The 22,080-nt window shown below is 40.8% G+C and carries 21 protein-coding genes, 1 tRNA gene and 3 pseudogenes; 14 read left to right on the top strand and 11 right to left on the bottom strand.

Features of this window, described 5'->3' with window-relative positions:
- Nucleotides 1-98 precede the first annotated feature (98 nt).
- Nucleotides 99-443 (top strand): DUF3316 domain-containing protein, encoded by a 345-nt coding sequence (locus tag AACW90_RS06970; protein ID WP_390232639.1) that lies wholly within the window; start codon nucleotides 99-101, stop codon nucleotides 441-443.
- Between the two features lie 68 nt (nucleotides 444-511).
- Here AACW90_RS06970 and AACW90_RS06965 read toward each other — a convergent pair whose 3' ends face one another.
- A complete protein-coding gene (locus AACW90_RS06965; protein ID WP_390232637.1) occupies nucleotides 512-1,045 on the bottom strand; it encodes a prepilin-type N-terminal cleavage/methylation domain-containing protein in 534 nt (177 codons plus the stop codon).
- A 79-nt stretch (nucleotides 1,046-1,124) separates the two neighbouring features.
- The gene (locus AACW90_RS06960; RefSeq protein WP_390232635.1) at nucleotides 1,125-1,343 is read right to left on the bottom strand and encodes a DUF6500 family protein; all 219 of its coding nucleotides are present in this window, start codon (nucleotides 1,341-1,343) and stop codon (nucleotides 1,125-1,127) included.
- 259 nt (nucleotides 1,344-1,602) lie between these two features.
- Between AACW90_RS06960 and yhfZ the strand changes: the two genes are divergently transcribed.
- The 9 genes from yhfZ (at nucleotide 1,603) to AACW90_RS06915 (ending at nucleotide 10,904) form a co-directional block, all read left to right on the top strand.
- Nucleotides 1,603-2,508 (top strand): GntR family transcriptional regulator YhfZ, encoded by a 906-nt coding sequence (gene yhfZ, locus AACW90_RS06955; protein ID WP_390232633.1) that lies wholly within the window; start codon nucleotides 1,603-1,605, stop codon nucleotides 2,506-2,508.
- Nucleotides 2,509-2,517: 9 nt separating this feature from the next.
- Nucleotides 2,518-2,886, top strand: coding sequence for a hypothetical protein (locus tag AACW90_RS06950; RefSeq protein ID WP_390232631.1), 369 nt, complete (start codon nucleotides 2,518-2,520; stop codon nucleotides 2,884-2,886).
- The gene (locus tag AACW90_RS06945; protein WP_390232628.1) at nucleotides 2,886-3,773 is read left to right on the top strand and encodes a phosphotriesterase family protein; all 888 of its coding nucleotides are present in this window, start codon (nucleotides 2,886-2,888) and stop codon (nucleotides 3,771-3,773) included. Before AACW90_RS06950 ends, AACW90_RS06945 begins: the two co-directional genes overlap by 1 nt.
- A 29-nt stretch (nucleotides 3,774-3,802) precedes the next feature.
- Complete coding sequence (locus AACW90_RS06940; protein ID WP_195704361.1) at nucleotides 3,803-4,165, top strand: DUF2620 domain-containing protein; 363 nt, start codon at nucleotides 3,803-3,805, stop codon at nucleotides 4,163-4,165.
- A gap of 1 nt (nucleotide 4,166) precedes the next feature.
- Complete coding sequence (locus tag AACW90_RS06935; RefSeq protein ID WP_390232625.1) at nucleotides 4,167-5,471, top strand: YhfT family protein; 1,305 nt, start codon at nucleotides 4,167-4,169, stop codon at nucleotides 5,469-5,471.
- Nucleotides 5,472-5,650: 179 nt separating this feature from the next.
- Nucleotides 5,651-6,790, top strand: a complete 1,140-nt coding sequence (locus tag AACW90_RS06930; RefSeq protein WP_390232622.1) for a YhfX family PLP-dependent enzyme — start codon at nucleotides 5,651-5,653, stop codon at nucleotides 6,788-6,790.
- Nucleotides 6,783-7,997 carry a phosphopentomutase gene (locus AACW90_RS06925; protein ID WP_390232620.1) on the top strand — a complete coding sequence of 405 codons (1,215 nt, stop codon included), beginning with the start codon at nucleotides 6,783-6,785 and terminating at the stop codon, nucleotides 7,995-7,997. The genes AACW90_RS06930 and AACW90_RS06925 overlap by 8 nt, the downstream gene beginning before the upstream one ends.
- Before the next feature lie 2 nt (nucleotides 7,998-7,999).
- Nucleotides 8,000-8,788 (top strand): glucosamine-6-phosphate deaminase, encoded by a 789-nt coding sequence (nagB, locus tag AACW90_RS06920; protein ID WP_390232618.1) that lies wholly within the window; start codon nucleotides 8,000-8,002, stop codon nucleotides 8,786-8,788.
- Nucleotides 8,789-9,692: 904 nt separating this feature from the next.
- Nucleotides 9,693-10,904 (top strand): cystathionine gamma-synthase family protein, encoded by a 1,212-nt coding sequence (locus AACW90_RS06915; protein WP_390232614.1) that lies wholly within the window; start codon nucleotides 9,693-9,695, stop codon nucleotides 10,902-10,904.
- A 6-nt stretch (nucleotides 10,905-10,910) separates the two neighbouring features.
- Here the strand turns inward: AACW90_RS06915 and AACW90_RS06910 are convergent, their stop codons facing one another.
- From AACW90_RS06910 to rpsU, 7 genes and pseudogenes are all read right to left on the bottom strand, one after another.
- On the bottom strand, nucleotides 10,911-11,372 hold the full coding sequence (locus tag AACW90_RS06910; protein ID WP_390232612.1) for an Lrp/AsnC family transcriptional regulator: 462 nt from the start codon (nucleotides 11,370-11,372) through the stop codon (nucleotides 10,911-10,913).
- Between the two features lie 651 nt (nucleotides 11,373-12,023).
- A tRNA-Ile gene (locus tag AACW90_RS06905) sits at nucleotides 12,024-12,099 on the bottom strand.
- 142 nt (nucleotides 12,100-12,241) lie between these two features.
- Nucleotides 12,242-14,104, bottom strand: a complete 1,863-nt coding sequence (gene rpoD, locus AACW90_RS06900; RefSeq protein ID WP_390232892.1) for an RNA polymerase sigma factor RpoD — start codon at nucleotides 14,102-14,104, stop codon at nucleotides 12,242-12,244.
- Between the two features lie 86 nt (nucleotides 14,105-14,190).
- Nucleotides 14,191-14,598, bottom strand: a pseudogene (dnaG, locus tag AACW90_RS06895) (DNA primase); the annotation flags it as partial.
- Between the two features lie 107 nt (nucleotides 14,599-14,705).
- Nucleotides 14,706-15,939, bottom strand: a pseudogene (gene dnaG, locus AACW90_RS06890) (DNA primase); the annotation flags it as partial.
- A gap of 98 nt (nucleotides 15,940-16,037) precedes the next feature.
- Entirely contained in the window at nucleotides 16,038-16,481 is a 444-nt protein-coding gene (locus tag AACW90_RS06885; RefSeq protein WP_390232610.1) for a GatB/YqeY domain-containing protein, read from the bottom strand.
- A gap of 28 nt (nucleotides 16,482-16,509) precedes the next feature.
- Complete coding sequence (gene rpsU / locus AACW90_RS06880) at nucleotides 16,510-16,725, bottom strand: 30S ribosomal protein S21 (protein WP_004396009.1); 216 nt, start codon at nucleotides 16,723-16,725, stop codon at nucleotides 16,510-16,512.
- Nucleotides 16,726-16,921: 196 nt separating this feature from the next.
- Here rpsU and tsaD point away from each other — a divergent pair, with 196 nt between their 5' ends.
- Nucleotides 16,922-17,944: a tRNA (adenosine(37)-N6)-threonylcarbamoyltransferase complex transferase subunit TsaD gene (gene tsaD / locus AACW90_RS06875; protein WP_390232608.1), complete on the top strand. Its 1,023-nt coding sequence runs from the start codon at nucleotides 16,922-16,924 to the stop codon at nucleotides 17,942-17,944.
- A gap of 55 nt (nucleotides 17,945-17,999) precedes the next feature.
- Here the strand turns inward: tsaD and plsY are convergent, their stop codons facing one another.
- Nucleotides 18,000-18,590: a glycerol-3-phosphate 1-O-acyltransferase PlsY gene (gene plsY, locus AACW90_RS06870; RefSeq protein WP_390232605.1), complete on the bottom strand. Its 591-nt coding sequence runs from the start codon at nucleotides 18,588-18,590 to the stop codon at nucleotides 18,000-18,002.
- Nucleotides 18,591-18,967: 377 nt separating this feature from the next.
- On the opposite strand from plsY, the gene folB reads away from it, so the two are divergent.
- From folB to AACW90_RS06855, 3 genes are read left to right on the top strand one after another with little or no spacing between them, the layout of a single operon-like run.
- Nucleotides 18,968-19,333, top strand: a complete 366-nt coding sequence (folB, locus tag AACW90_RS06865) for a dihydroneopterin aldolase (protein ID WP_390232602.1) — start codon at nucleotides 18,968-18,970, stop codon at nucleotides 19,331-19,333.
- On the top strand, nucleotides 19,333-19,815 hold the full coding sequence (gene folK / locus AACW90_RS06860) for a 2-amino-4-hydroxy-6-hydroxymethyldihydropteridine diphosphokinase (RefSeq protein ID WP_390232599.1): 483 nt from the start codon (nucleotides 19,333-19,335) through the stop codon (nucleotides 19,813-19,815). Before folB ends, folK begins: the two co-directional genes overlap by 1 nt.
- A gap of 10 nt (nucleotides 19,816-19,825) precedes the next feature.
- Complete coding sequence (locus AACW90_RS06855) at nucleotides 19,826-20,632, top strand: undecaprenyl-diphosphate phosphatase (protein ID WP_390232596.1); 807 nt, start codon at nucleotides 19,826-19,828, stop codon at nucleotides 20,630-20,632.
- Between the two features lie 113 nt (nucleotides 20,633-20,745).
- Here AACW90_RS06855 and AACW90_RS06850 read toward each other — a convergent pair.
- Nucleotides 20,746-21,981 (bottom strand): annotated as a pseudogene (locus AACW90_RS06850) (multifunctional CCA addition/repair protein); the annotation flags it as partial.
- Nucleotides 21,982-22,080 lie beyond the last annotated feature (99 nt).

The raw sequence follows: 22,080 nt of genomic DNA, 5'->3' as shown, positions 1-22,080 counted from the left end.
TCACATGAAAATAGTGTGTAATAGCTTCACCGAGTGGGAGGGGCTTTCACCCCAACAAGCAGTCACTCATTTTAACAGACACTTTGAGGGTAAATAAGATGAAAAATTTAACTATTTTAGCAGCAACTGTATTAATGAGCGCATCAGCATTTGCCGGCAATCAAACGGTTTATAGCGAAACAAACCTATTAACAGCGGGTTTTGAGACTAAAGCGGCTGCGTATGAAGCGGGTTTTGATACTGTCGATGCATTAGAAACCGCATCCCATTCTGAATTGCATTTTAAATTAGCACCAATCGGAGAAAGCAAAATTACTAACCTTAAAATAGATGACACGGTTGTTAATATTGAAGAGTTTTCTGAAGCTCGCGGTGAAATCTCATATCGCGCTATCGTGAATGTTGATTACCATTTTGATTCTCGCGAAGGCAGAAACGACTAATCTCATATTGTTTTAAACGTTGAAAAGCCAATAGATTCCGGTCTGTTGGCTTTTTTGTATATGAATGCCTAGCAACCATCAGTAGTGGATATAATAGTGGCAGAACTCGTATCTATCCATGTTCCGGACGTGCTGTCATATTCAGAAGCAGTTGTGTACGTCACGTAACACTGTTCATCGATACTAGAAAACCCACTGGGTAGAAAATAGAATATATTCTGACTCGCGTAGCCATACCAATCTGAGTCGTCATCGGTATTACAACTGAGGCTAAAATCCAGTGAAACCCAATATCCCATGTCCTCGATGAAATTCGCGCAATCTGATTTTACTCTTGGATACCCTGCTCGCAACGAAATGTCTTCTGTACCGTCACCATTTACATCAAGTTCGGCATTACCTGTATCTAAACCATCTACCGCCGCTTTGGAATGGACTAATGAAGCGCCTGAATTCAATGCGCCAGTTAACCCCTGTACGCTAGCTATTCGTGCTTCAGTTTGCAGATTTAAAAATCTTGGTGCGGCGACAACGGCAAGGATACCGAGTATGACTATCACGACGACAAGTTCTATGAGTGTAAAACCTTGTTTGTGTTTCATTTTCTTCCAGATTCTGAATTTTTCTAATAATATCAAACATATTGTATTGAATTATGCATACATTGAAAACCAAAGATCATTATTGATCGAATTCAACCATCGCAATGATTTTTTTGGCTTTTTCGAAATGGTTCAGTTTATGAGTTTTAATCCACCATGTAGCCGCTTCCATAAGTAACTCGGGGTCATCATTTTTATTGGCAAAGAAAGCATAAAATGAAACACCCACAACATCGCCTTTCTGCTCAATTTTTTTGTTGCATATAGTGATGACCCTATTTCTTAATGATTTGCGCATGCTCTTCCTTGTATCAATTATGGAAATTGGATTCACACTACTTATAGTTGCCCCTATAAACAACAAAAATAAGTCGTGCTTATGCAGCATTTCTTAGTAATTATGTCATCCATTTTCTATGGCAAACTTTAATGTTATTTATTTGAATTCTGTTGTTCGCTAATTACACATTTTTAAAATGTAGTAAATGTGATCAACCATACTTTTTTCACTCAACATTTCAATTAGGATTAAATCCTCAAAAAAATGAATATTAAAAATGACGACTAATTATATAAAAAAAAATGGGACAGCGATAATTCAAATTGCTCGTTACCTGCTTACTACAAAAGTCAGTGATAGATTAAAAACGATCGATGAACTATCTGAGGAGATTGGTTGTTCGGTTGGTTACGTAACAAAAGCAATAAAGCACATTGAAAATGAAAAAGCCGTACACCTAAGCAGGCAAGGGCGCAATGGTACTATTATTTCTGCTCTAGATTATAAGTGTTTAGTTGAACTTTCAGATATTGGAAATATCGTTTGTGCGATGCCATTGCCTTATACAAAACATTATGAAGGCCTTGCGTCAGGGTTAAAGCAACAGATACAGATAGTGCCACTCTATTTCGCTCATATGAGAGGAGCGGGTGTTAGAGCTGAATGTTTAAAAAATGGTGTTTATGACATTGCAATCATGTCTAAGTTAGCTTCTGAGAAGTATATAGCTGAGGGAGAACTGGACATTGCCATTGAGCTAGGTATTCATAGTTATGTTCCTGAGCATCGATTGATATATCGACAAGGAGAGAAAAGCACAATTAGACGTGTTGGAGTTGACCCTGAATCTCCCGATCAGAAGTTATTAACAGAAATGTACTATCAGAACGATGATATAGAAGTGGTTTCGACTCCGTATAATGAATGTCTTAAAAAGATCTCAGATGGTGAGATAGATGCAGCTATTTGGTATGCATCAAGACAAGATTCAATTGAATCTCTTGGATTATGTGAAGCCCCTTTAGATAAAGAAACTGATTTTTCTAAGGCATCTATAGGGGTACTTATGGTTCGGAAAAATTCACGTTATTTAAAAACGATGCTAACCAGTATTATTAATATTCCTGAGATATTAGATCACCAAAATCAAGTAATCTCAGGAAAAGTAGTGCCAACTTATTGAGGGAATGCAATGAAAGAAAGGATGCTAATCTTGTTAAATTCAAATGTAATTTCGCAAGATGCATATGACGGGGTGCAGTCTGTTGTAGCACTTTTGAATAAAAAATGGGGCTTGAATCCAGAGGATGACCAATATCAAATCGCGATGACTCACTTAGTAAGAGCAGCAGACAGAATAAGGTCAAGTGAATCAGTGACACAAGGTTTAGATGAAGAGTTCATAGCTGAAATCAAGGCAAGTGAGAATTACTTAGAGATTGTCGATATGAATAACAAAGTTTGTGCACTCATGAAATTAGAGAATGTACCAATCGAGGAAAACGGCTTTTTCATTTTTAATTTAGCGTCACTTCGTGAAATTAGACGAAATGAGGTGTAATGATGCCAGATAATAGTAATGGTTTTACATATTGCCATGAGCATTTGCATATAGACCTATCAGTACAAAAACAAGATATCGATTGTAAGTTGGATCAATATGAACTGATTAAACAGGAATTATTAGAACTTAAAAAAATTGGGGTTTGTAACATTATTGAAGTAACTAATTTTTTTATGGGAAGAAATCCTCATTTTATTGAGGATTTAATTAGAGACACTGGTATGAACGTATTGGTGTCAACAGGCTATTACATGGAAGGTTTTTTCCCAGAGTGTCTAGGTTCGATGTCAGTCGAAGATATAGCTCAAACTATGATAGATGAAATTGAAATTGGCATTGATGGTTCGTCTCTAAAAGCTTCTTTGATTGGTGAAATAGGCAGCAGTAAAGATGTGTTTACTGAAACAGAGCAAAAGGTGTTTAAGGCTGCTGCTCTTGCTCATTTGCAGACAGGATGTCCAATTTCGACTCATACCTCTTTTAGTACCATGGGTCGACAACAGGCGATTTTATTACGAGAAAATGGAGTGAACTTAAGTAATGTAACCATTGGTCATTGTGATTTAAGAGACAATTTTGATGATCTGATATGGCTGCTTGAACAAGGATGTTATGTGCAAATAGATACGATAGGAAAAAATGCCTATTACCCTGACTCCAAAAGAGTAGGGGTAATTGAAGGACTTATTAATCGAGGTTATGTGAAGCAATTGATGTTATCGATGGATATCACTAGACGTTCACACCTTAAAGCTAATGACGGTTTAGGTTTTGCCTACTTGATCGAATCATTTGTACCGAAATTATTAGACCAAGGGGTTAGCGAAGCTCAAATTGAAATGATGCTTAAAAATAATCCCGCTCGTTTTTTTAAGATCAAGTGAATGAATGACAAAAACATAGAGAAATTATTATGAAAAAAATTGCGATAGCTGGATTACAGCGCGAACAAATAAAAGAACAAATTGAACGAACTGTGCCTGGTGTATTTGAGTGTCATATTTTAAATGATATGGACGCAGCTATGAAAGTGAAATCTGGAGAGTTGGATTATTACATCGGTGCTTGTAATACAGGTGCTGGTGCAGCTCTAAGCATGGCCATTGCGCTTATTGGTTTTAATGAGTCCTGCACAATAGCAAAGCCAGCATTTAGAGCTAAAGAAGACCAAATCATACAGTTCCTTAGTGAAGGGAAAAAGGCATTTGGGGTATCAATTGAACACGTAGAACACGCGATTCCTATGCTTGTTACTTTGTTAGCGAAAGAGGCTTAAAATGGACATTATGAATGTTGCTTTGATTGCGTCTTTGTGCGCAATGACAGCCTTACTAGCGAACATGTCGGCGGCCGTATTTCATGATGGTATACGCCCAATATTGCCACAAGTCATTGAAGGAAACATGAATCGACGTGACGCTGGTTCTGTTGCTTTTGGCTTATCTATCGGTTTTGTAGCATCAGTAGGTATATCTTTTACACTATCCACCGGGTTATTGAACCCTTGGTTACTTTTTCTTCCTACGGACATTATCGGTGTGATGGTTGGAAGCCGGATTATTGCTGCCCTTGGTGGTGCTGTTTGGGGTGTATTAGTGGTAACGAGTCTTGCGGCTGTAAACACAGTCTTGACTGGTCTACCTATTGACGCTTTGGGGGCTTTAGGTGAACTTGGAACACCAGTAATGTCTGCATTTGCGCTCTTTCCATTACTTGCCATTTGCTATCAATTTGGATGGAGAGCTGGTGCAATATCCGCTCTCGTAATATTGGCCTCTCGCCTATTCATTATAAAATATACAGGGATCTATCCTGAATCCATTCAAATCTTTGTTGGTATGGTTTTGCTTGTTGGAATAGCTATTCGCAAAGATATGAAAGATAAAGCCAATGGTATTATGCCTCCAGATATGAGTGGTATACGAGGCTTGTTTGAAGAACGTAGTAAACGTATCTATAAAAACATGCCGTATTTGGCAGTGACAGGAGCATTGATCTCTGCAGCTGCAGCCTCTGGTATTTTCGCTGGTTCAGAAGTCTCTATCTATTCTTTAGCGGATGCATACAAATTAGATGATGCTATTGCTCAGAAAGAGGCAATAAACCAAGTCGCTCTATCCGAGTTTATGCGTGGACTGGGGTTTATTCCTCTCATTGCAACCACTGCCTTAGCGACAGGTGTGTATGGTGTTGTTGGGTTTACCTTTGTTTTTGTTGTTGGTTACTTGGCCCCTAACGTTCCAATCGCTGCGGCATTGGGTGCGGTGACTATTTGTTTGGAGATTATGTTACTCCGTAGCATAGGTCGTTACCTAGAGCATTTCCCTTCTATTCGTAATGCATCGGACAATATTCGTGACAGTATGAATACATTAATGGAATTTGCCTTACTAATAGGTGGTGTCTTGGCAGTAATGAAAATGGGAGGAACCACTGGGTTCACTATATTCGCCATACTTTACTATTTAAATGAAGTACTAGGCCGTCCAGTGTTAAAGATTGCCTCACCTGCGGTAGCCGCGATTCTTACTGGTATTTTATTGAATATTTTGTTTGTTGTGGGTTTGTATATTCCGGCATAAACGTAAATAAGTCATGGAACGGTACCTTGTATCGTTCCATGAACATTAAGAGTAGTTGCTGCTGGTTTCAAAGAGGTGAGAGCATCTTTCTTAGCAACCTCTATTCTATTTTATTAAATTAAATGCCTATTTTTTTGCATTTTAAATATTCAAAATATTGAATTAATGGTAAGTGACTGATGTTTTTAGATGCCCTTGAAAAACAAAATTCTTCGTTAATTAATGCGGCTATTGCTTTGCACGCTAACGGCGAATTATTGCCCGACTCATACATCATTGATGTAGAGCAATTTAGAAAGAATGCTTTAAAAATCAAACAACAAGCTGATGCGTTGGGCATTAAACTGTACTGCATGACAAAACAGTTTGGTCGAAACCCGTACTTGGCTAAGTTATTAGAGGATATGGGGTTTGAAGGCGTGGTTGCCGTTGATTTTAAGGAAGCAAGAGTGCTTCATAAATCTGGAATCAAGATCAGCCATATTGGTCACCTTGTCCAACCCCCAGAGAGTATGTTGCGGGAAATCATTCGTGACATTCAACCTGAAGTCATCACCGTATATTCCTTGGAAAAAGCGCAATCTATCTCGAAAATTGCGAGTGAGCTTAATGTTAAGCAACGTATTCTTGTTAAGTTTTATGACAAAGATGACCTGCTGTACATCAACCAAGAATCTGGCTTCTCATTGTCAACTATGTCAGATGTTCTTGCCAAACTAAGCAAACTGGAAGGGATCATAATAGAAGGCATTACTCACTTTCCTTGCTTTTTACACGATGGTAAAAGTGTTAAGCCGACCAATAATTTGAAGACACTACTTAGTGTGAAGAAAAACTGGCCTAGCTCTATCCAATTGAACCAATTGAATATTCCATCAGCAACGTGTTGTGAAACGCTTCCCATGATTCATGACTTTGGCGGGACACACGGTGAACCAGGACACGCACTCACAGGCACGTTTCCTGCGAATGCAGACGGTTCTCAACCTGAAAAAATTGCGATGTTGTATTTGTCTGAGGTTTCACATCACTATGTTGACGATTCATACTGTTTTGCTGGTGGGTATTATCGCCGTGGGCACTTAAATAAAGCACTTGTAAATGGTCAGAAGGTTTTGGTCTCCAATGATGAACCAAGCTCAATCGACTACCACCTGAAGTTAGCGGGAAAACACGCTATTGGTTTACCTGTCATCATGGCATTCAGAACTCAAATCTTTGTTACGCGATCGGATGTGGTTCTTGTTGATGGTATCCAAACGGGTTCACCTAAAATTATTGGACGCTACACAGCTTTGGGAGATCCCATTAATGAGTAGGTTTATTGTGGTGGTGCTTGACGGGTTTGGTATTGGTGAGATGCCCGATGTCAAAACGTCTAGACCTCAAGATATTGGTGCGAATACAGCGCATAAACTGTTGTCTGCCTTTTCAACAAAAAAACTGCCAACATTGGGTAAGCTAGGGCTCAACAATATAGTTCAATGTCGTCGTTCAATTATCCCATTTTCGCAAGGCGCGAATACAGGGAAAATCCAACTAAAACACGAAGGTTGTGACACCTTCGCTGGCCATCAAGAATTAATGGGGACGAAACCGAAATCCCCTTTGGTAAAGCCTTTTTTCCATGCAATTGATCAAGTTGAGAAAGCACTCATCTGTGAAGGATACGTCGTTGAACGAATCGCTAGAAAGGGAGCTGAATTGCTGCTTATTAATGGTTGCGTCGCGGTCGGTGATAATTTGGAAGCAGAGTTAGGGCAGGTTTATAACGTTACCGCCAATTTCAATCATATAAGCTTTGAAGCGCTGCAAATATTAGGAAAGATAGTTAGAGATAACAGCTATGTTGCTAGAAATGTGGTGTTTGGTGGCTATTTAGATTCCAATCAAAATCTAATCAATGCAATCGAAGTCAAAGGGCAATGCATCGGCGTTAATGCACCCAAATCTGGCGCCTATGATAACGGGTTTCAGGTTGTTCATCTTGGTTATGGTGTCGATCATTTGGTCCAAGCACCAGAGATGCTTCATCAACAAAGTATCAAAACAACACTTGTCGGAAAAGTGGCCGATATAGTTCAAAATCCTCATGGTATAAGCCATGACAAGATCGTTGATACTGACGATGTTTTCGCGGCAAGTCTCAAGGAGATACAAAATAATTCGCAGGGTTTTTTTTGTATCAACGTTCAGGAAACTGATCTCTCTGGGCACAAACAGAATCCAGATTTATATTGGCATACATTAGAACGGGCAGACTCGGGATTAAGTGACATCATCAATCTAATGGCAGACGATGATCTGTTGATTGTCACGGCTGATCACGGGAATGACCCGTACATAGGGCACTCCAAACACACTCGTGAATATGTGCCACTGCTCGTGTATAAATCAGGATTACATCATAGAAGCTTGGGCGAACGAACAACACTCGCTGATATTGGCGCTACCGCCTGTGATTTTTTTAATGCTCAACCGCCACAATATGGCTCTTCATTTCTACCAAATTTAATTGAGGCGTAACAATGAGATTTATTCCATTAGACAGCGAAGAGCAGGTTGCTCAATGGTCTGCTCTTTATATTATTAACAAAATCAATGAATTCGGCCCAACCCCTGAACGCCCATTTGTATTAGGGCTTCCAACCGGAGGAACACCTTTAGCCACCTACCGTTGCCTCATTGATTTATTTAAAGCGGGTGAAATTAGTTTTGAAAATGTCGTTACCTTTAACATGGATGAGTATGTTGGGTTGCCACAAGAACACCCCGAGTCATATCATTCATTTATGTACAACAACTTGTTTAACGACATTGATATCAAGGAAGAAAATATTCACCTTCTTAACGGCAATGCGGTTGATCTAGAAGCGGAATGCTCTGCATATGAAGATAAAATTCAATCATTTGGCGGAATCGATCTTTTCCTTGGTGGTGTAGGCGTTGATGGTCATATTGCTTTCAACGAGGCCGGCTCGTCCTTGTCTTCCCTTACTCGTTCGATGAAGCTGACTCATTCAACAAAAGAAGTGAACTCACGCTTCTTTGATAATGATATTAACAACGTCCCAGATTATGCGTTAACGATCGGTGTGGCTACGTTATTGTCTGCAAAAGAAGTGATGATTCTTGCCTCGGGTCACAACAAAGCGCTTGCTGTCCAGCATGCCGTTGAAGGGAACATTACTCATATATGGACAGTCACCGCTCTTCAATTACACAGGCACGCTATTATTGTTGCCGACCAATATGCACAACAGGAATTGAAGCTCAAAACTATTAAATACTATCAAGATATTGAAAGTGTCGCTTAAGCCCAACAGTTCGAATATTTTTGTAGCTTTAAGTGTAGTGTGTGATGTTTTTGAACAACATAAATATATATAATTTCGCAGACTGCTCAAGACGTCCTTGTGCGCTTATCAATGAGTATCCTTGCCCATTGATCTCTGCTCCACTACATTCATATTGTTAATTAGTTACCTTTCGGTTTTGTATGGTTTATTTCCCTTTGACTTCTGGACACAGGTATTTAGGATGAAGACCCACTAGATGCGGCGGCTAGAGTGAATGCTTGGGCGGCTTGTTGGGGATTCGTCAGTTTCAACAATTGGGTGGATGTTTTGCCACGGTATGGCGTGAACTACGCAGATTAAAGGCTGTTCAGGATTATATGATATTGCTAAGGGAATTATTGAAGCGGCAGATTCTGGCAGAAGGTGATGAACTGATCACTAATACTTATCAATAGCGCCATGCTTTTTAACTTGGAGTTCTGTGAATAACTGTATTGTGAATAAACTCTTAACTTAAAAATGCTCTTAAATGTTTTATAGTGAACTACCGAGGATTTTTCGAGGAGCAGTTATCGTAAATTATTTATGCCCCATTCTACGTTAACGTAATTAGTCAGTGGCAGATCTTGTCACTGTAATCATCGTACTTTTTCTCATGATTGCTAGTTGAGAAGTGATGATAGAAAACGTCCAATTCCTGCCGTTTCGCAACGAATTTCATATAGCCTTACTTTTGCATAGTTATTCCTTATAAACTGAAGAAAACGGTATGTGAGTGCTGCAATATTCAAGAATAGATAAGATTTATCACCTACGATGATTATTTGATGATTTTTATCTTTGAGTAGCAAACTATAATCAAAATTATTCGACCATAATGATAAATTTACTCCAATGTCAGAATGGAAACATGGAGAAAATAATGATCAATGAGAATATGAACAAATCAGGTTTAGGTACAGAAGTCGTATGGGCGGGAGAACGAGAACAAAGAGTACATCGAGCTACTCAAGTACCCGTCGTAGTAAGTGTTGCCTACACTTATGATGATATGGATGAGTGGTATGACGTTGCTATTGGCAAAAAGCCCGGTCATATATACGGACGTAATACTAACCCGACAGTAACAGCTTTTGAGACCAAAATTCGTATTCTAGAGCGAGCAGAGGCCGCTACAAGCTTCTCTACAGGGATGGCCGCTATCAGCAATACCCTTTATACATTTCTAAGGCCCGGCGATAGTGTCGTTTCAATCAAAGATACCTACGGTGGTACAAACAAAATTTTTACTGAGTTCCTCCCAAATATAAATGTTGATGTTACTTTGGTTGATACAGGGGATCACGCGGCTCTTGAACAAGAGATAAGAAAAGGTTGTCAGGTTGTTTATATTGAAACACCTACCAATCCCACATTAAAAATTACCGATATCGAACGTATTGTGAAAGTAGCAAAGGAAGTCGGTGCTCTGGTGATTGCGGACAACACCGTTGCTAGTCCGGTTAATCAGAATCCGCTTACTCTTGGTGTTGATCTTGTTCTTCATAGTGCAACAAAATTCTTAGGTGGGCATGCCGATGCTTTGGGTGGGGTAGTGTGCGGCAGTAAGGAATTGGTAGAACAAATCTATCACTACAGGGAAATAAATGGCGCATCTCTTGCCCCATGGGATGCTTATCTTTTGTTGAGAGGCGTTAAAACACTAAAGCTTCGTGTTTTGCAACAGGCGGAAAATGCTATGCAAATAGCAAACTATTTAGATAAGCATGAACTGGTAGAAGCTGTTTATTATCCGGGGCTTGAAACTCATATTCATCATGACATTGCTAAAAAACAAATGCGAGGATTTGGTGGAATGTTGAGTTTTGCATTGAAAGGTGGAATGGAATCTGTTTCGATTCTTCTACCAGCACTAAAATATGCAAACTGCGCTGCTAATCTGGGCTCAGTTGAAACCACTTTCGGCCCGGCCAGAACAACAAGCCATGTCGAAGTTACTCCTGAAGAGCGCAAGGCGCTTGGTATTCCGGAAGGATTAGTCAGAGTCTCTGCTGGAATAGAAGATAGTGAGGATCTACTAGCCGATCTGGAGCAGGCATTTAATCATCTTGCAAAGGAAATGAGTAAAAAATAGTCCGTTTCAGTCAAGCACTGGTGGTATGGGGCCTACTATCTTTGAGTGCCTCATAACAACCAGCGTTTTAATACTTTTTACACTATCGTCTTTGTGCAAAACCTGTAAGGTAAATTCGTCAAATGCCTCCATATCAGTCGCGATTACCTGCATAACCACATCGAAATCACCAGTGACATACCAAGTATCTAGCACTTCCGGAGCATTGTTTATTCTGTCGATAAATTGATTGACGATAGAACCGTGGTCTCGTTCTAACTGAACCAAAAGCATCATACTTAAAGGCCAGCCCATGGTCTTAGGTTTGACTATAGCAACTTCTTTCTCTATATGGTTGTTAGCTCGTAGCTGTCTTACCCGCCGATAGCAAGCTGGTTCAGACAGGCCCACTTTTTCCGCCAAACTGCCCATAGAGGTTTTAGTGTCAATTTGTAGTTGTTCTAGTATCTTCAGATCAATCGTGTCCATTATTTTAGCGCTAGTTGTGAATTTATATTGATAATTATTATCACTAAACACTATTCTTTATCAACATTTACTCGGTTTGAATGATGAAAATTTTGAAAAATGAACTAGATTTCGAAATGGAATTGCATAGGGATACATGCTTATCAGTGAATTTATATGCACACAAATCGTGTAATAAACTAATTGTTCAGAACTTCTCTCGAATGACTCTTTATCAGGGTGCTATTCTGCATTTTAAGATACAAAAAGTTATTCGAAGGTATATCCCTGCCTGAAAAACCTATTTCGCTTTGTCCAAATGTGATTTTCGAGCAATAATTTCTAATTTAAGTATAAACGCCTTCTAATAGGTCAAAGGCTTCTATGAGCGCGCTCATAATTGTTCATTGGGTATTATCATTGATTATTCCATTTCATACCCTTAAATCAGCTCTTGGCGTAGCTAGAGGATGATTGATGTTTGATACCTGAACATGGCGCCTCTCCATTCCCAGTCACTATGCATTTGGCATTTTTAATTGCTTCGTCTATTTCTAGCTTGATCTAAAAATACTAATTAAAAATTGTGTATGTAGCTTTGTTCTAACTACACCTATATTCGACAGATACAAAAAAGGCGTAGTAAGTATTAACCTACTACGCCTTTAAATTTGGTGGCCCCTCGCAGACTTGAACTGCGGACCGATCGATTATGAGTCGAGCGCTCTAACCACTGAGCTAAGGGGCCGAATTAGGTTGACGATTATAGGGGATGTAACCAATGCTGTCTAGATGCTTTATAGGGCATTTGCGCTTAGTTTTTATCCACTTAGACCGAAATTGATAAAAAAGATGAGCAACTGCTCACCTTTTCATCAGTTTCTGTCATTTTACTCGTCTAAGAAACTACGCAAAGTTTCTGAGCGGCTAGGGTGACGAAGTTTACGTAACGCCTTAGCTTCGATCTGACGAATACGTTCACGCGTAACATCGAACTGCTTACCAACCTCTTCTAGAGTATGGTCAGTGTTCATGTCGATACCAAAACGCATACGCAGTACTTTCGCTTCGCGAGGGGTTAGGCCAGCTAGAACATCCTTTGTTGCTACCTTCAGGCTACCAGAAGTAGCAGAATCTAGCGGAAGTTCCAAAGTGGTATCCTCGATAAAGTCACCTAAGTGCGAATCTTCGTCGTCACCGATAGGTGTCTCCATAGAGATTGGCTCTTTAGCAATTTTCAGTACCTTGCGGATCTTGTCTTCTGGCATTTGCATGCGTTCTGCTAGCTCTTCCGGAAGCGGCTCTCGGCCCATCTCTTGCAGCATTTGGCGAGAGATGCGGTTCAGTTTATTGATCGTTTCGATCATGTGAACCGGAATACGGATGGTACGAGCTTGGTCAGCAATAGAACGTGTAATTGCCTGACGGATCCACCATGTTGCGTAAGTAGAGAACTTATAACCACGGCGATATTCGAACTTATCTACCGCTTTCATTAGGCCAATGTTACCTTCTTGGATTAGATCCAAGAACTGTAGGCCACGGTTGGTGTATTTCTTCGCGATAGAAATAACCAAACGTAAGTTCGCTTCAACCATCTCTTTCTTCGCTCGGCGTGCTTTCGCTTCACCAATTGACATACGACGGCTAATATCTTTTATGACTTGAACTGGCAGCGAAGTTTGTTTTTCGATAACTCGCAGTTTATATATGCTACGACGAATATCTTCTTCATTGCGTTTTATCTTTTCCGCATAAGGTTTTTCTGAAGCAAGTACTTTATCTAGCCATGCGTCAGAAGATTCGTTACCGGTAAATGCTTGAACAAACGTCTTCTTAGGCATTTTTCCGTATTCAACACATTGGCGAATAATTAAACGCTCTTGTGTACGAACACGATCCATTGAAGTACGCAGTTCATTTACTAGGTAATCAAACTGTTTTGGGATCAGACGGAACTCTCTAAATACTTCAAGTAGCGCTTCTTTTGCTTTAGCTGTTATTTTGCTATCGCGGCCATGCTCATTGATGGCGAGTTGCATATCTTGATAAGTATTTCGAAGACCAGTGAACTTTTCTAAAGCAAGTTCAGGGTCAATACCCGTGTCTTCTTCTTCCTCGTCCTCATCATCGTCGCTTTTATCGTCTTTTTCTTTGTCTGAATCTGCTAAGTTAGATCCAGTAAGTTCAGAGCCGATGTGAGTCGCGGTAGGAGCAGCAGAACCATCATCATTCGGGTCTACAAAACCAGAAATGATGTCAGTTAGGCGTAACTCTTCAGCCTGAACTTTATCAAACTGCTCAAGGACATAAGAGATAGTACCTGGGAACTCTGCTACAGAGCATTGAACTTGGTTAATACCATCTTCAATACGCTTAGCAATGTCAATTTCGCCTTCACGAGTTAACAGCTCTACTGTGCCCATTTCACGCATATACATACGAACAGGGTCGGTAGTGCGGCCAATTTCGCTTTCTACACTCGAGAGTGCAGCAGCGGCAGCTTCAGCAGCGTCTTCATCAGTGACATTATTATCTTCATTGATGGACATTTCATCTGCGTCAGGTGCAGTTTCAACGACTTTAATACCCATGTCGTTGATCATTTGAATGATATCTTCTACCTGTTCAGAATCTACGATTTCTGCAGGTAGGTGATCATTTACTTCGGCGTACGTCAGATAGCCTTGTTCCTTACCCTTAATGACAAGTAACTTTAGCTGTGACTGCGGATTTTGATCCATAGACGATATCCAACTTGAGGTTTGAGTGATGGTGAAAGTATGCGAAATGCAAACCGCCAATTATAGCAAATATAATCTTTACTGGCTACTCTGGGTTACGCTCCTAAGATTAAATCTTGAAGCTCCCTTTTTTCTTCGGCTGATAAGCCGACACTTCTTGCTTTAGCCTGTAAAACTTCGATCTGTTTGTCGATACACTGGACTAAAATTTTATCCAGTGAATCCATGAATATATCATGTTCATTATCTTCATCTTTTCCAAGTGGGATATCCCAGCTGGCTAGACGTGATAACATCATTTCATTTTTATGGTTACGCCAATGCTCTATTAGCTGACCTGTGGTTATATGGGGATTTGTTCGGCATTTATCAAGCACTTCTATTAATAAACCTAACCCTGGTACGGCTATTTCTCGAACACTTGTTAAATCTGGCGCATATTCAATATAGCTTGGATTTTGAACTAAGAGCGCAATAACTACGCGCATTGGTGTTTTTGCTATCTTTTGTGGTGCTTTTGTCTCATTTTTTACGGTTTTCTTTGTGTTGAACTGGTGCTCTAAGAAAATCCCAGTCTTTTGTCCTAGGATCTTTAAAAGCTGAGCTTGTAGGTGTTCGTCAGGTATTTTTTCGATAAGTGGTACAGCAAGCGCAGAAAGTGCAGCTTTACCTTCATCACTACCAACCTGAACCTGATCGGTCAGATTTTTAAACAAATATTCAGACAACGGTGTCGCATTCGTCACTTTCTCTTCAAATGCTTCTTTACCATGTGTTCGTATAAAGCTGTCTGGGTCATCCCCATCAGGTAAAAATAAGAACTTAAGAATGTTGCCACTTTTTAGATACCCGAGTGCGTTTTCAAGTGCACGCCATGCGGCTTCTTTACCTGCTCGGTCTCCGTCATAACAGCAAACGACGGTGTTGGTTTGTCTAAACAGTAATTGTAGATGATCACCCGTTGTTGATGTGCCTAATGATGCCACTGAGTAATCAACACCATATTGCGCTAACGCGACAACGTCCATATAGCCTTCTACAACCAGAATTTGCGTTGGTTCTCTGTAGGCTTGCAGTACTTCATAGAGGCCGTAAAGTTCTTTGCCTTTATGAAAAATAGGCGTTTCAGGTGAGTTTAAGTATTTCGGTGTTCCGTCACCGATGACTCGACCACCAAAGCCGATAACGCGTCCGCGTCTATCATGGATCGGAAACATAACCCGGCCACGAAAGCGATCATAACGGTTACCGTTATCGTTTTCGATAAGCATGCCACCAGTGACTAGCATGTCTTGTGTTAACTTTTGCTGACCAAAGTTTTTGCGTACAGCGTCCCACTCATCGGCTACAAAGCCAATGCCAAATTTCTGTACGATTTCCCCAGAAAGGCCTCGGTCTTTAAGGTAGTCGATAGCGTGCTTGTTCGACGATACCTTGAGTTGTGAGCGATAAAACTGAGCGATGCTCCCCATCAAATCGTAGAGGTCGCGTTTTTCTTGTGAATTGGCGCGAGGAGTATTGCTAAATTGTTCGCCACTTCTCTGTTCTCTAGGAACTTCTAAGCCTAAGCCAGAGGCTATTTCATCTATCGCTTCAACAAAGTCTAATCGGTCAAATTCCATGACAAAGTCGATGGAATTGCCATGTACACCACAACCGAAGCAGTGATAGAACTGTTTTTCTTGGCTTACAGAGAAAGAGGGGGTTTTTTCATTGTGAAAAGGGCAGCAAGCACCGTAGTTTTTGCCTTTCTTCTTAAGTTTTACGCGGGAATCGACAATATCAACGATATCCACTCTAGCAAGTAGATCATCTATAAAGTGTCGTGGGATATGTCCTGCCATAAAACCTTACTGTTTATAAATTTATTACAATGACGTGCAGATACAAACAAGCCGTGCATTCTAAAAGAATAACACGGCTTGTTAAATTGATTTGGGATTTAAGCCAATTTAGAACGAACTAAACCGCTTACTTTACCCATGTCTGCTCGGCCTTGAATTTGCGGCTTAAGTACACCCATTACTTTACCCATGTCTTGCATGCCCGCAGCACCAGATTCGGTAATGGCACTTTCAACAAGTGCTGATACTTCTTCTTCTGACAACGGTTGAGGCATGAAATCCCCAAGTACAATAATTTCTGCTTTCTCAGCATCAGCTAAGTCTTGACGACCTGCTGCTTCAAATTGCGATACAGAATCGCGACGTTGTTTAACCATCTTAGTCATTATTACTACGATATCGTCGTCGGTCAGAGTGATCCGCTCGTCAACTTCACGTTGTTTAATTGCTGATAAGGCTAAACGAATAGTGCCAAGGCGTAATTTATCCTTGGCTTTCATCGCAATTTTCTGCTCTTCTTTGAGTTGTTCAATAAGAGCCATAACTAGATTCCTTTTTGGGACTCAGTTATTAGTACAGACGTACGCGACGAGCGTTTTCGCGAGCTAGCTTCTTAGCGTGACGCTTTTGAGCTGCTGCTTTAGCGCGTTTGCGAACGGTAGTAGGTTTTTCATAATGCTCACGACGACGCACTTCTGAAAGAATACCTGCTTTTTCGCAAGAGCGTTTGAAACGACGTAATGCAACGTCGAACGGTTCGTTTTCACGTACTTTAACTATTGGCATATGCCTTTCACCTCAGGGGTTATTCGTTAATACTGATTCTTTGGACTCAAATCTTAGTCGATTGGTCACTAATCAGTTAGATCAAAAATGGTGCGGAATTTTAATCCGATCACTGCCCCTTTGTAAAGTATTATCGTGGTCAAATTTTCTTAGATTAGGTAATATTGCATCAATTTCCGATTTCTATGAGAAAAACATGCGTATTTTAGGTATTGAAACCTCCTGTGATGAAACAGGCGTCGCTATTTATGATGACGAGAAAGGATTACTTTCACATCAATTATATAGCCAAGTAAAGCTGCATGCCGATTATGGCGGTGTAGTACCAGAGTTAGCCTCAAGAGACCATGTTAAGAAAACAATTCCTCTCATTAAAGAGGCGATGAAAGAAGCTAAGTTATCTGAAAAAGATATCGATGGTATTGCGTATACCGCCGGACCAGGTCTGGTTGGCGCTATTCTAGTTGGTGCAACCATTGGTCGCAGTCTCGCTTATGCGTGGGGTGTGCCGGCTATTCCTGTACACCATATGGAAGGCCACCTTCTTGCCCCTATGTTAGAAGACACACCGCCACCATTCCCATTTGTTGCTCTGCTGGTCTCTGGTGGTCACACCATGATTGTGGAAGTGAAAGCTATCGGTGACTATCAAATATTGGGTGAATCGATAGATGATGCTGCAGGAGAAGCTTTTGATAAAACAGCTAAATTGATGGGGTTGGATTATCCAGGTGGGCCACTTCTCTCTCGTTTGGCGGAAAAAGGCACTCAGGGTCGTTTTAAGTTCCCTAGACCGATGACGAATCGCCCCGGGTTGGATATGAGTTTTTCTGGCTTGAAGACTTTTGCAGCTAACACCATTGCGGCGAATGACAGTGACGACCAAACCCGAGCAGATATCGCTTTTGCGTTTCAAGAAGCGGTCTGTGCAACGTTAGTTATTAAATGTAAACGAGCATTAGAGCAAACGGGAATGAAGCGTATTGTGATTGCTGGAGGAGTCAGCGCTAACAAGCAGTTAAGAGCGGATTTAGAAGGTTTAGCCAAAAAAATAGGTGGGGAAGTTTACTACCCAAGAACCGAATTTTGTACCGATAATGGAGCGATGATTGCTTATGCTGGTATGCAGAGGCTAAAAAATAATGAATCCTCAGATTTATCGGTTAAGGCTCAACCCCGTTGGCCAATTGATCAGCTATCACCTATCAAGTCGAATTAGTTTTCGCTTCGCTAGCGTACATTAACCAGTTTGAAAAAGAATCGGTTTCAAAGGATTAAGACGCAGAGCCAATTTTTGGCTCTGTACCATCAATAAGGCGGCGAATGTTATCGTAATGTCGAAGCAATATTAGACAGCATAGCATCGCAACAGGCAGCGTATAGAGTGGTTTAAACATCCAAGCATAGAAAGGGGCTAGCAACGCGGTGATAATGGCAGCAAGGGATGAGTATCTTGTTATAATCGCAGCGACCAGCCATGTAACGCCTAATAATCCCGTTAATCCCCAGCCTATCGGTGCTATTGCACCAATCGCAGTAGCAACACCTTTGCCGCCTCTAAAATGAAAGAAGATAGGATAGATGTGGCCTAAACATGCTGCAATGCCAATTAAACCAAGATACAGAGGTTCAACAGTGAAGTAGTAACTCACCCAGACTGGAATGGTGCCTTTTAACATATCAAGTAGCAATACCGTTATTGCGGCTGGTTTTCCGCCAATTCTCAATACATTGGTTGCGCCGGGGTTCTTTGAGCCATTTTCTCTTGGGTCGGGTAATTTAAGCAGTCGACAAATTAACACCGCACTAGATATGGATCCTAGCAGATAGGCAAAGATGATCATTCCAAGCGCTAATGGTGTCATAGGTGTCCTTAATAGCTAAACGTGAGAATAGAACCGGTATTTTCTTCTTTCGAGCATCTAGTATAGCTCGTTTGAAAATAATACTTTGTTTTTGCTTTCTTTGGTATCCGGCCTGTTGACAAGTTGTTATGTTTGTTCAATTTTGCGAACTAAGCCGCGTGGGAAATGAGTGAATTAAAGTTCAGGAAAATGGCGCAAATAAAGGTTCCATGCTTCGTTAGGTACTTTTAGTCATGTAAACTATTTGCATCTAAATTATTTGCATCTGAACTATTTCGTAGCGTAATGGCACCTGCGGGATACGACCAATCGGTGACCAATATTATTATAATGTAAGGCACGTCGGTGATTTGCCCTACCATGTTAAAGGATAGAAAATGTCAGTTGATAAAGTGTTTATTGAAAAACTAGAGGTCATTACCACGATTGGTGTGTATGACTGGGAACAAGAGATCAAACAGAAATTGGTCCTTGATATTGAAATGGCACATGATAATAAACCGGCAGGAAAAAGTGATAATGTTGAAGACGCATTGGATTATGCCAAGGTAAGTAAAGCGATAATCGAACATATAGAGAATGGTCAGTTTTTGTTGGTTGAGCGTGTTGCCGAAGAAATAGCCGAATTAGTTATGGCTCAGTTTAATGTACCTTGGATTCATATTCGTTTGACCAAACCCGGTGCCGTTCCGCAAGCAGCAGGTGTCGGTGTAGTGATTGAAAGAGGCAGTAGAAACACCTAATGACAATAGTTTATGTTGGCGTTGGTACTAACGTAGATAGAATAAAGCACACTCATGCTGCGATTAATGAACTTTTTTTGTTGGATAATCAAAGAAAGGTCTCGCCCATTTATGAATGTGCGCCTGTCGGTTTTGATAGTAGTTCGTTCTACAATTTTGTTGTAGAGCTTTCCACGAATAAAAAATTGACGGATTTTTCACACGAACTTCGTAAAATAGAGCTAAAGTGGGGCCGTCCTGAAGACGCTAAAAAGTGTCAAGATAGAAACCTAGATCTTGATATCTTACTATTTGGTGATGAAGTCTCACCACACTCTCCGACGGTACCCCGAGACGATATTTTTAAATATCCATTTGTCATTCAACCTCTGTTCGATCTAGTACCTGAATTGGTTATCCCTAGTGACGGAAGAAGAGTGAAAGAGATATGGCAGATAATGGATCACCTAGAATCCCTAACGAAAGTGGATTTTGTTTATTAATGGAATTGCAATGACGTATTTTGAAGCATTTATACTTGCCTTGGTTCAAGGTTTTACCGAGTTTCTCCCTATATCTAGTTCTGCTCACCTAATTTTACCATCTGCAATACTTGGTTGGGATGATCAAGGTTTAGCATTTGATGTTGCCGTGCATGTAGGTACTCTTGCCGCGGTTATGATCTATTTTAGAAGTGAAGTAGTGATCCTTTTAACGGCTTTAATTGGATCGATATTCAAGGGTGAACGCTCGAAAGAGAGTAAGTTAGCTTGGATGCTGATACTTGCGACTATTCCAGCCTGTATTTTGGGTTTCTTTATCAAAGATATTATTGAGTTATATTTAAGAAGCCCTTGGATTATCGCGACAACAACCGTGGTGTTTGCATTGTTGCTATGGTGGGTTGATAACAATGCGCGATTGAAAGATGACGAATATCAGGCTGATGGTAAAAAGTCATTGATGATTGGTATTGCACAAGCCTTAGCTCTTATCCCAGGAACATCACGATCTGGTGCGACGATTACAGCGGCACTTTATTTAGGTTTTACTCGTGAAGCCGCTGCGCGTTTTTCGTTCTTGATGTCTATCCCCATCATTATGCTCGCAGGTGGGTATTTAGGACTTAAGTTAGTAACAAGCACCGAGCCAGTGCATTTAGGTTATTTAATGACAGGAATTATGACCTCGTTCGTCAGCGCTTACATCTGTATCTTCTTCTTCTTGAAGCTTATTTCCAAGATGGGAATGCTACCGTTTGTTATCTATAGATTGATACTTGGTTTTGGTCTGTTTGGGTTCTTGATTTTTGGTTCTTAGTTCAATTGTCTTTGGTGCTGATTCCAGCCACGTCCGGATGTCCCCACGAAAGTGGGGATCGAAGATATCCGGCGATAGTACAGAAATAGGTGCTTGCGATGGGGTATTATCTATCACTCGCGTTGTCGAGAAAACGCAATTGCTTCTATTCGTCTCTTGTCGAGTTCCTCACGAACATGTTGCCCTTCAAATCCATCTTTAATGACATCTTGTACATCAACAGATAACGCGCTTTTATAAGCATTTTCAAAGATCCACTTTTGTGGGTATGGTAAGTTCTCGTGATCTTTCCTTCCTTTGTGATCGGCAACGCATGCGAGCAATACTAGGTTGAGTTTGTCTGGTTTGCGCCAAACATCTAGTTTATTCAGTATCTTTAAGAAAGTGGCAGGCTTAAGTTCATTTGCTCTATGTACATTGGAATGCTGGGCGCAAACAGCAAGGGCTATTTCTTTGTATTCGTTAGGCACTTTTACCCGATGGCATAGCGCCTTAATGATAGCTAGCCCTGTGTGAGCATGCATTTTGTGGCTAGGCCACTCAGATTCTGGTGTTACCCCCTTGCCAAGGTCGTGGACTTGAGCGGCAAAGCGAACAACAGTAGAACTCGTGAGCAGGGTGGCTTGTCTTACCACCATAAGCGTGTGGACTCCTGTGTCTATCTCCGGATGCCATTTTTCTGGTTGAGGGACACCAAATAGTTGGTCGATCTCAGGAATGATAACCTTAAGCGCTCCGCATTCTTTTAGCACAGAGAGAAAAATATCGGGCCGCTCAGTTTTTAATGATTTATGCCATTCTTGCCATACTCTTTCAGGCGTAAGATGCTTGAGCTCATCAGAATCAACCATACTTTTCATGAGCTGTATGGTTTCAGGCGCAATGGTAAAACCTAAAGGCGCGAGTTTGGCTGCAAATCGGGCGACACGTAGTACTCGCAATGGATCTTCAATGAATGCGTCGGATACATGACGAAGAACACGAGAGTTGAGATCATCCTGACCACCGTATGGGTCAATGATGACTCCGAACTCATTTTGTGCCATTGCATTGATGGTAAGATCCCGTCGGGTAAGATCTTCTTCTAATGATACATCAGGAGAAAAGTGGCATTGAAAACCTGTATATCCGTGACCTGATTTGCGCTCTGTCCGTGCTAATGCGTACTCTTCTTTAGTTTTTGGGTGCAGGTAAACAGGAAAGTCCTTACCTACGCCCTGAAAGCCAAGAGAGAGCATCTGCTCCACGGTAGAACCGACGACAACCCAATCGTTATCGTAATTGGGAATGTCGAGTAGTTTGTCACGCACGGCTCCGCCAACAAGATAGGTTTGCAAACAAGGCTCCTTGGTAAAAACGTTTAGTCAGGCTTTACATTCTATCAGCCAGTGGTACTTTGCATAAAACATTTTGTCTATTTAACGCGAACGAATTATTACGAAAAGAGA

This window comes from Vibrio frigidus (genome assembly GCF_042465995.1).
Lineage (GTDB): Bacteria > Pseudomonadota > Gammaproteobacteria > Enterobacterales > Vibrionaceae > Vibrio.
This window is presented reverse-complemented; position numbering and strand designations above follow the sequence as displayed.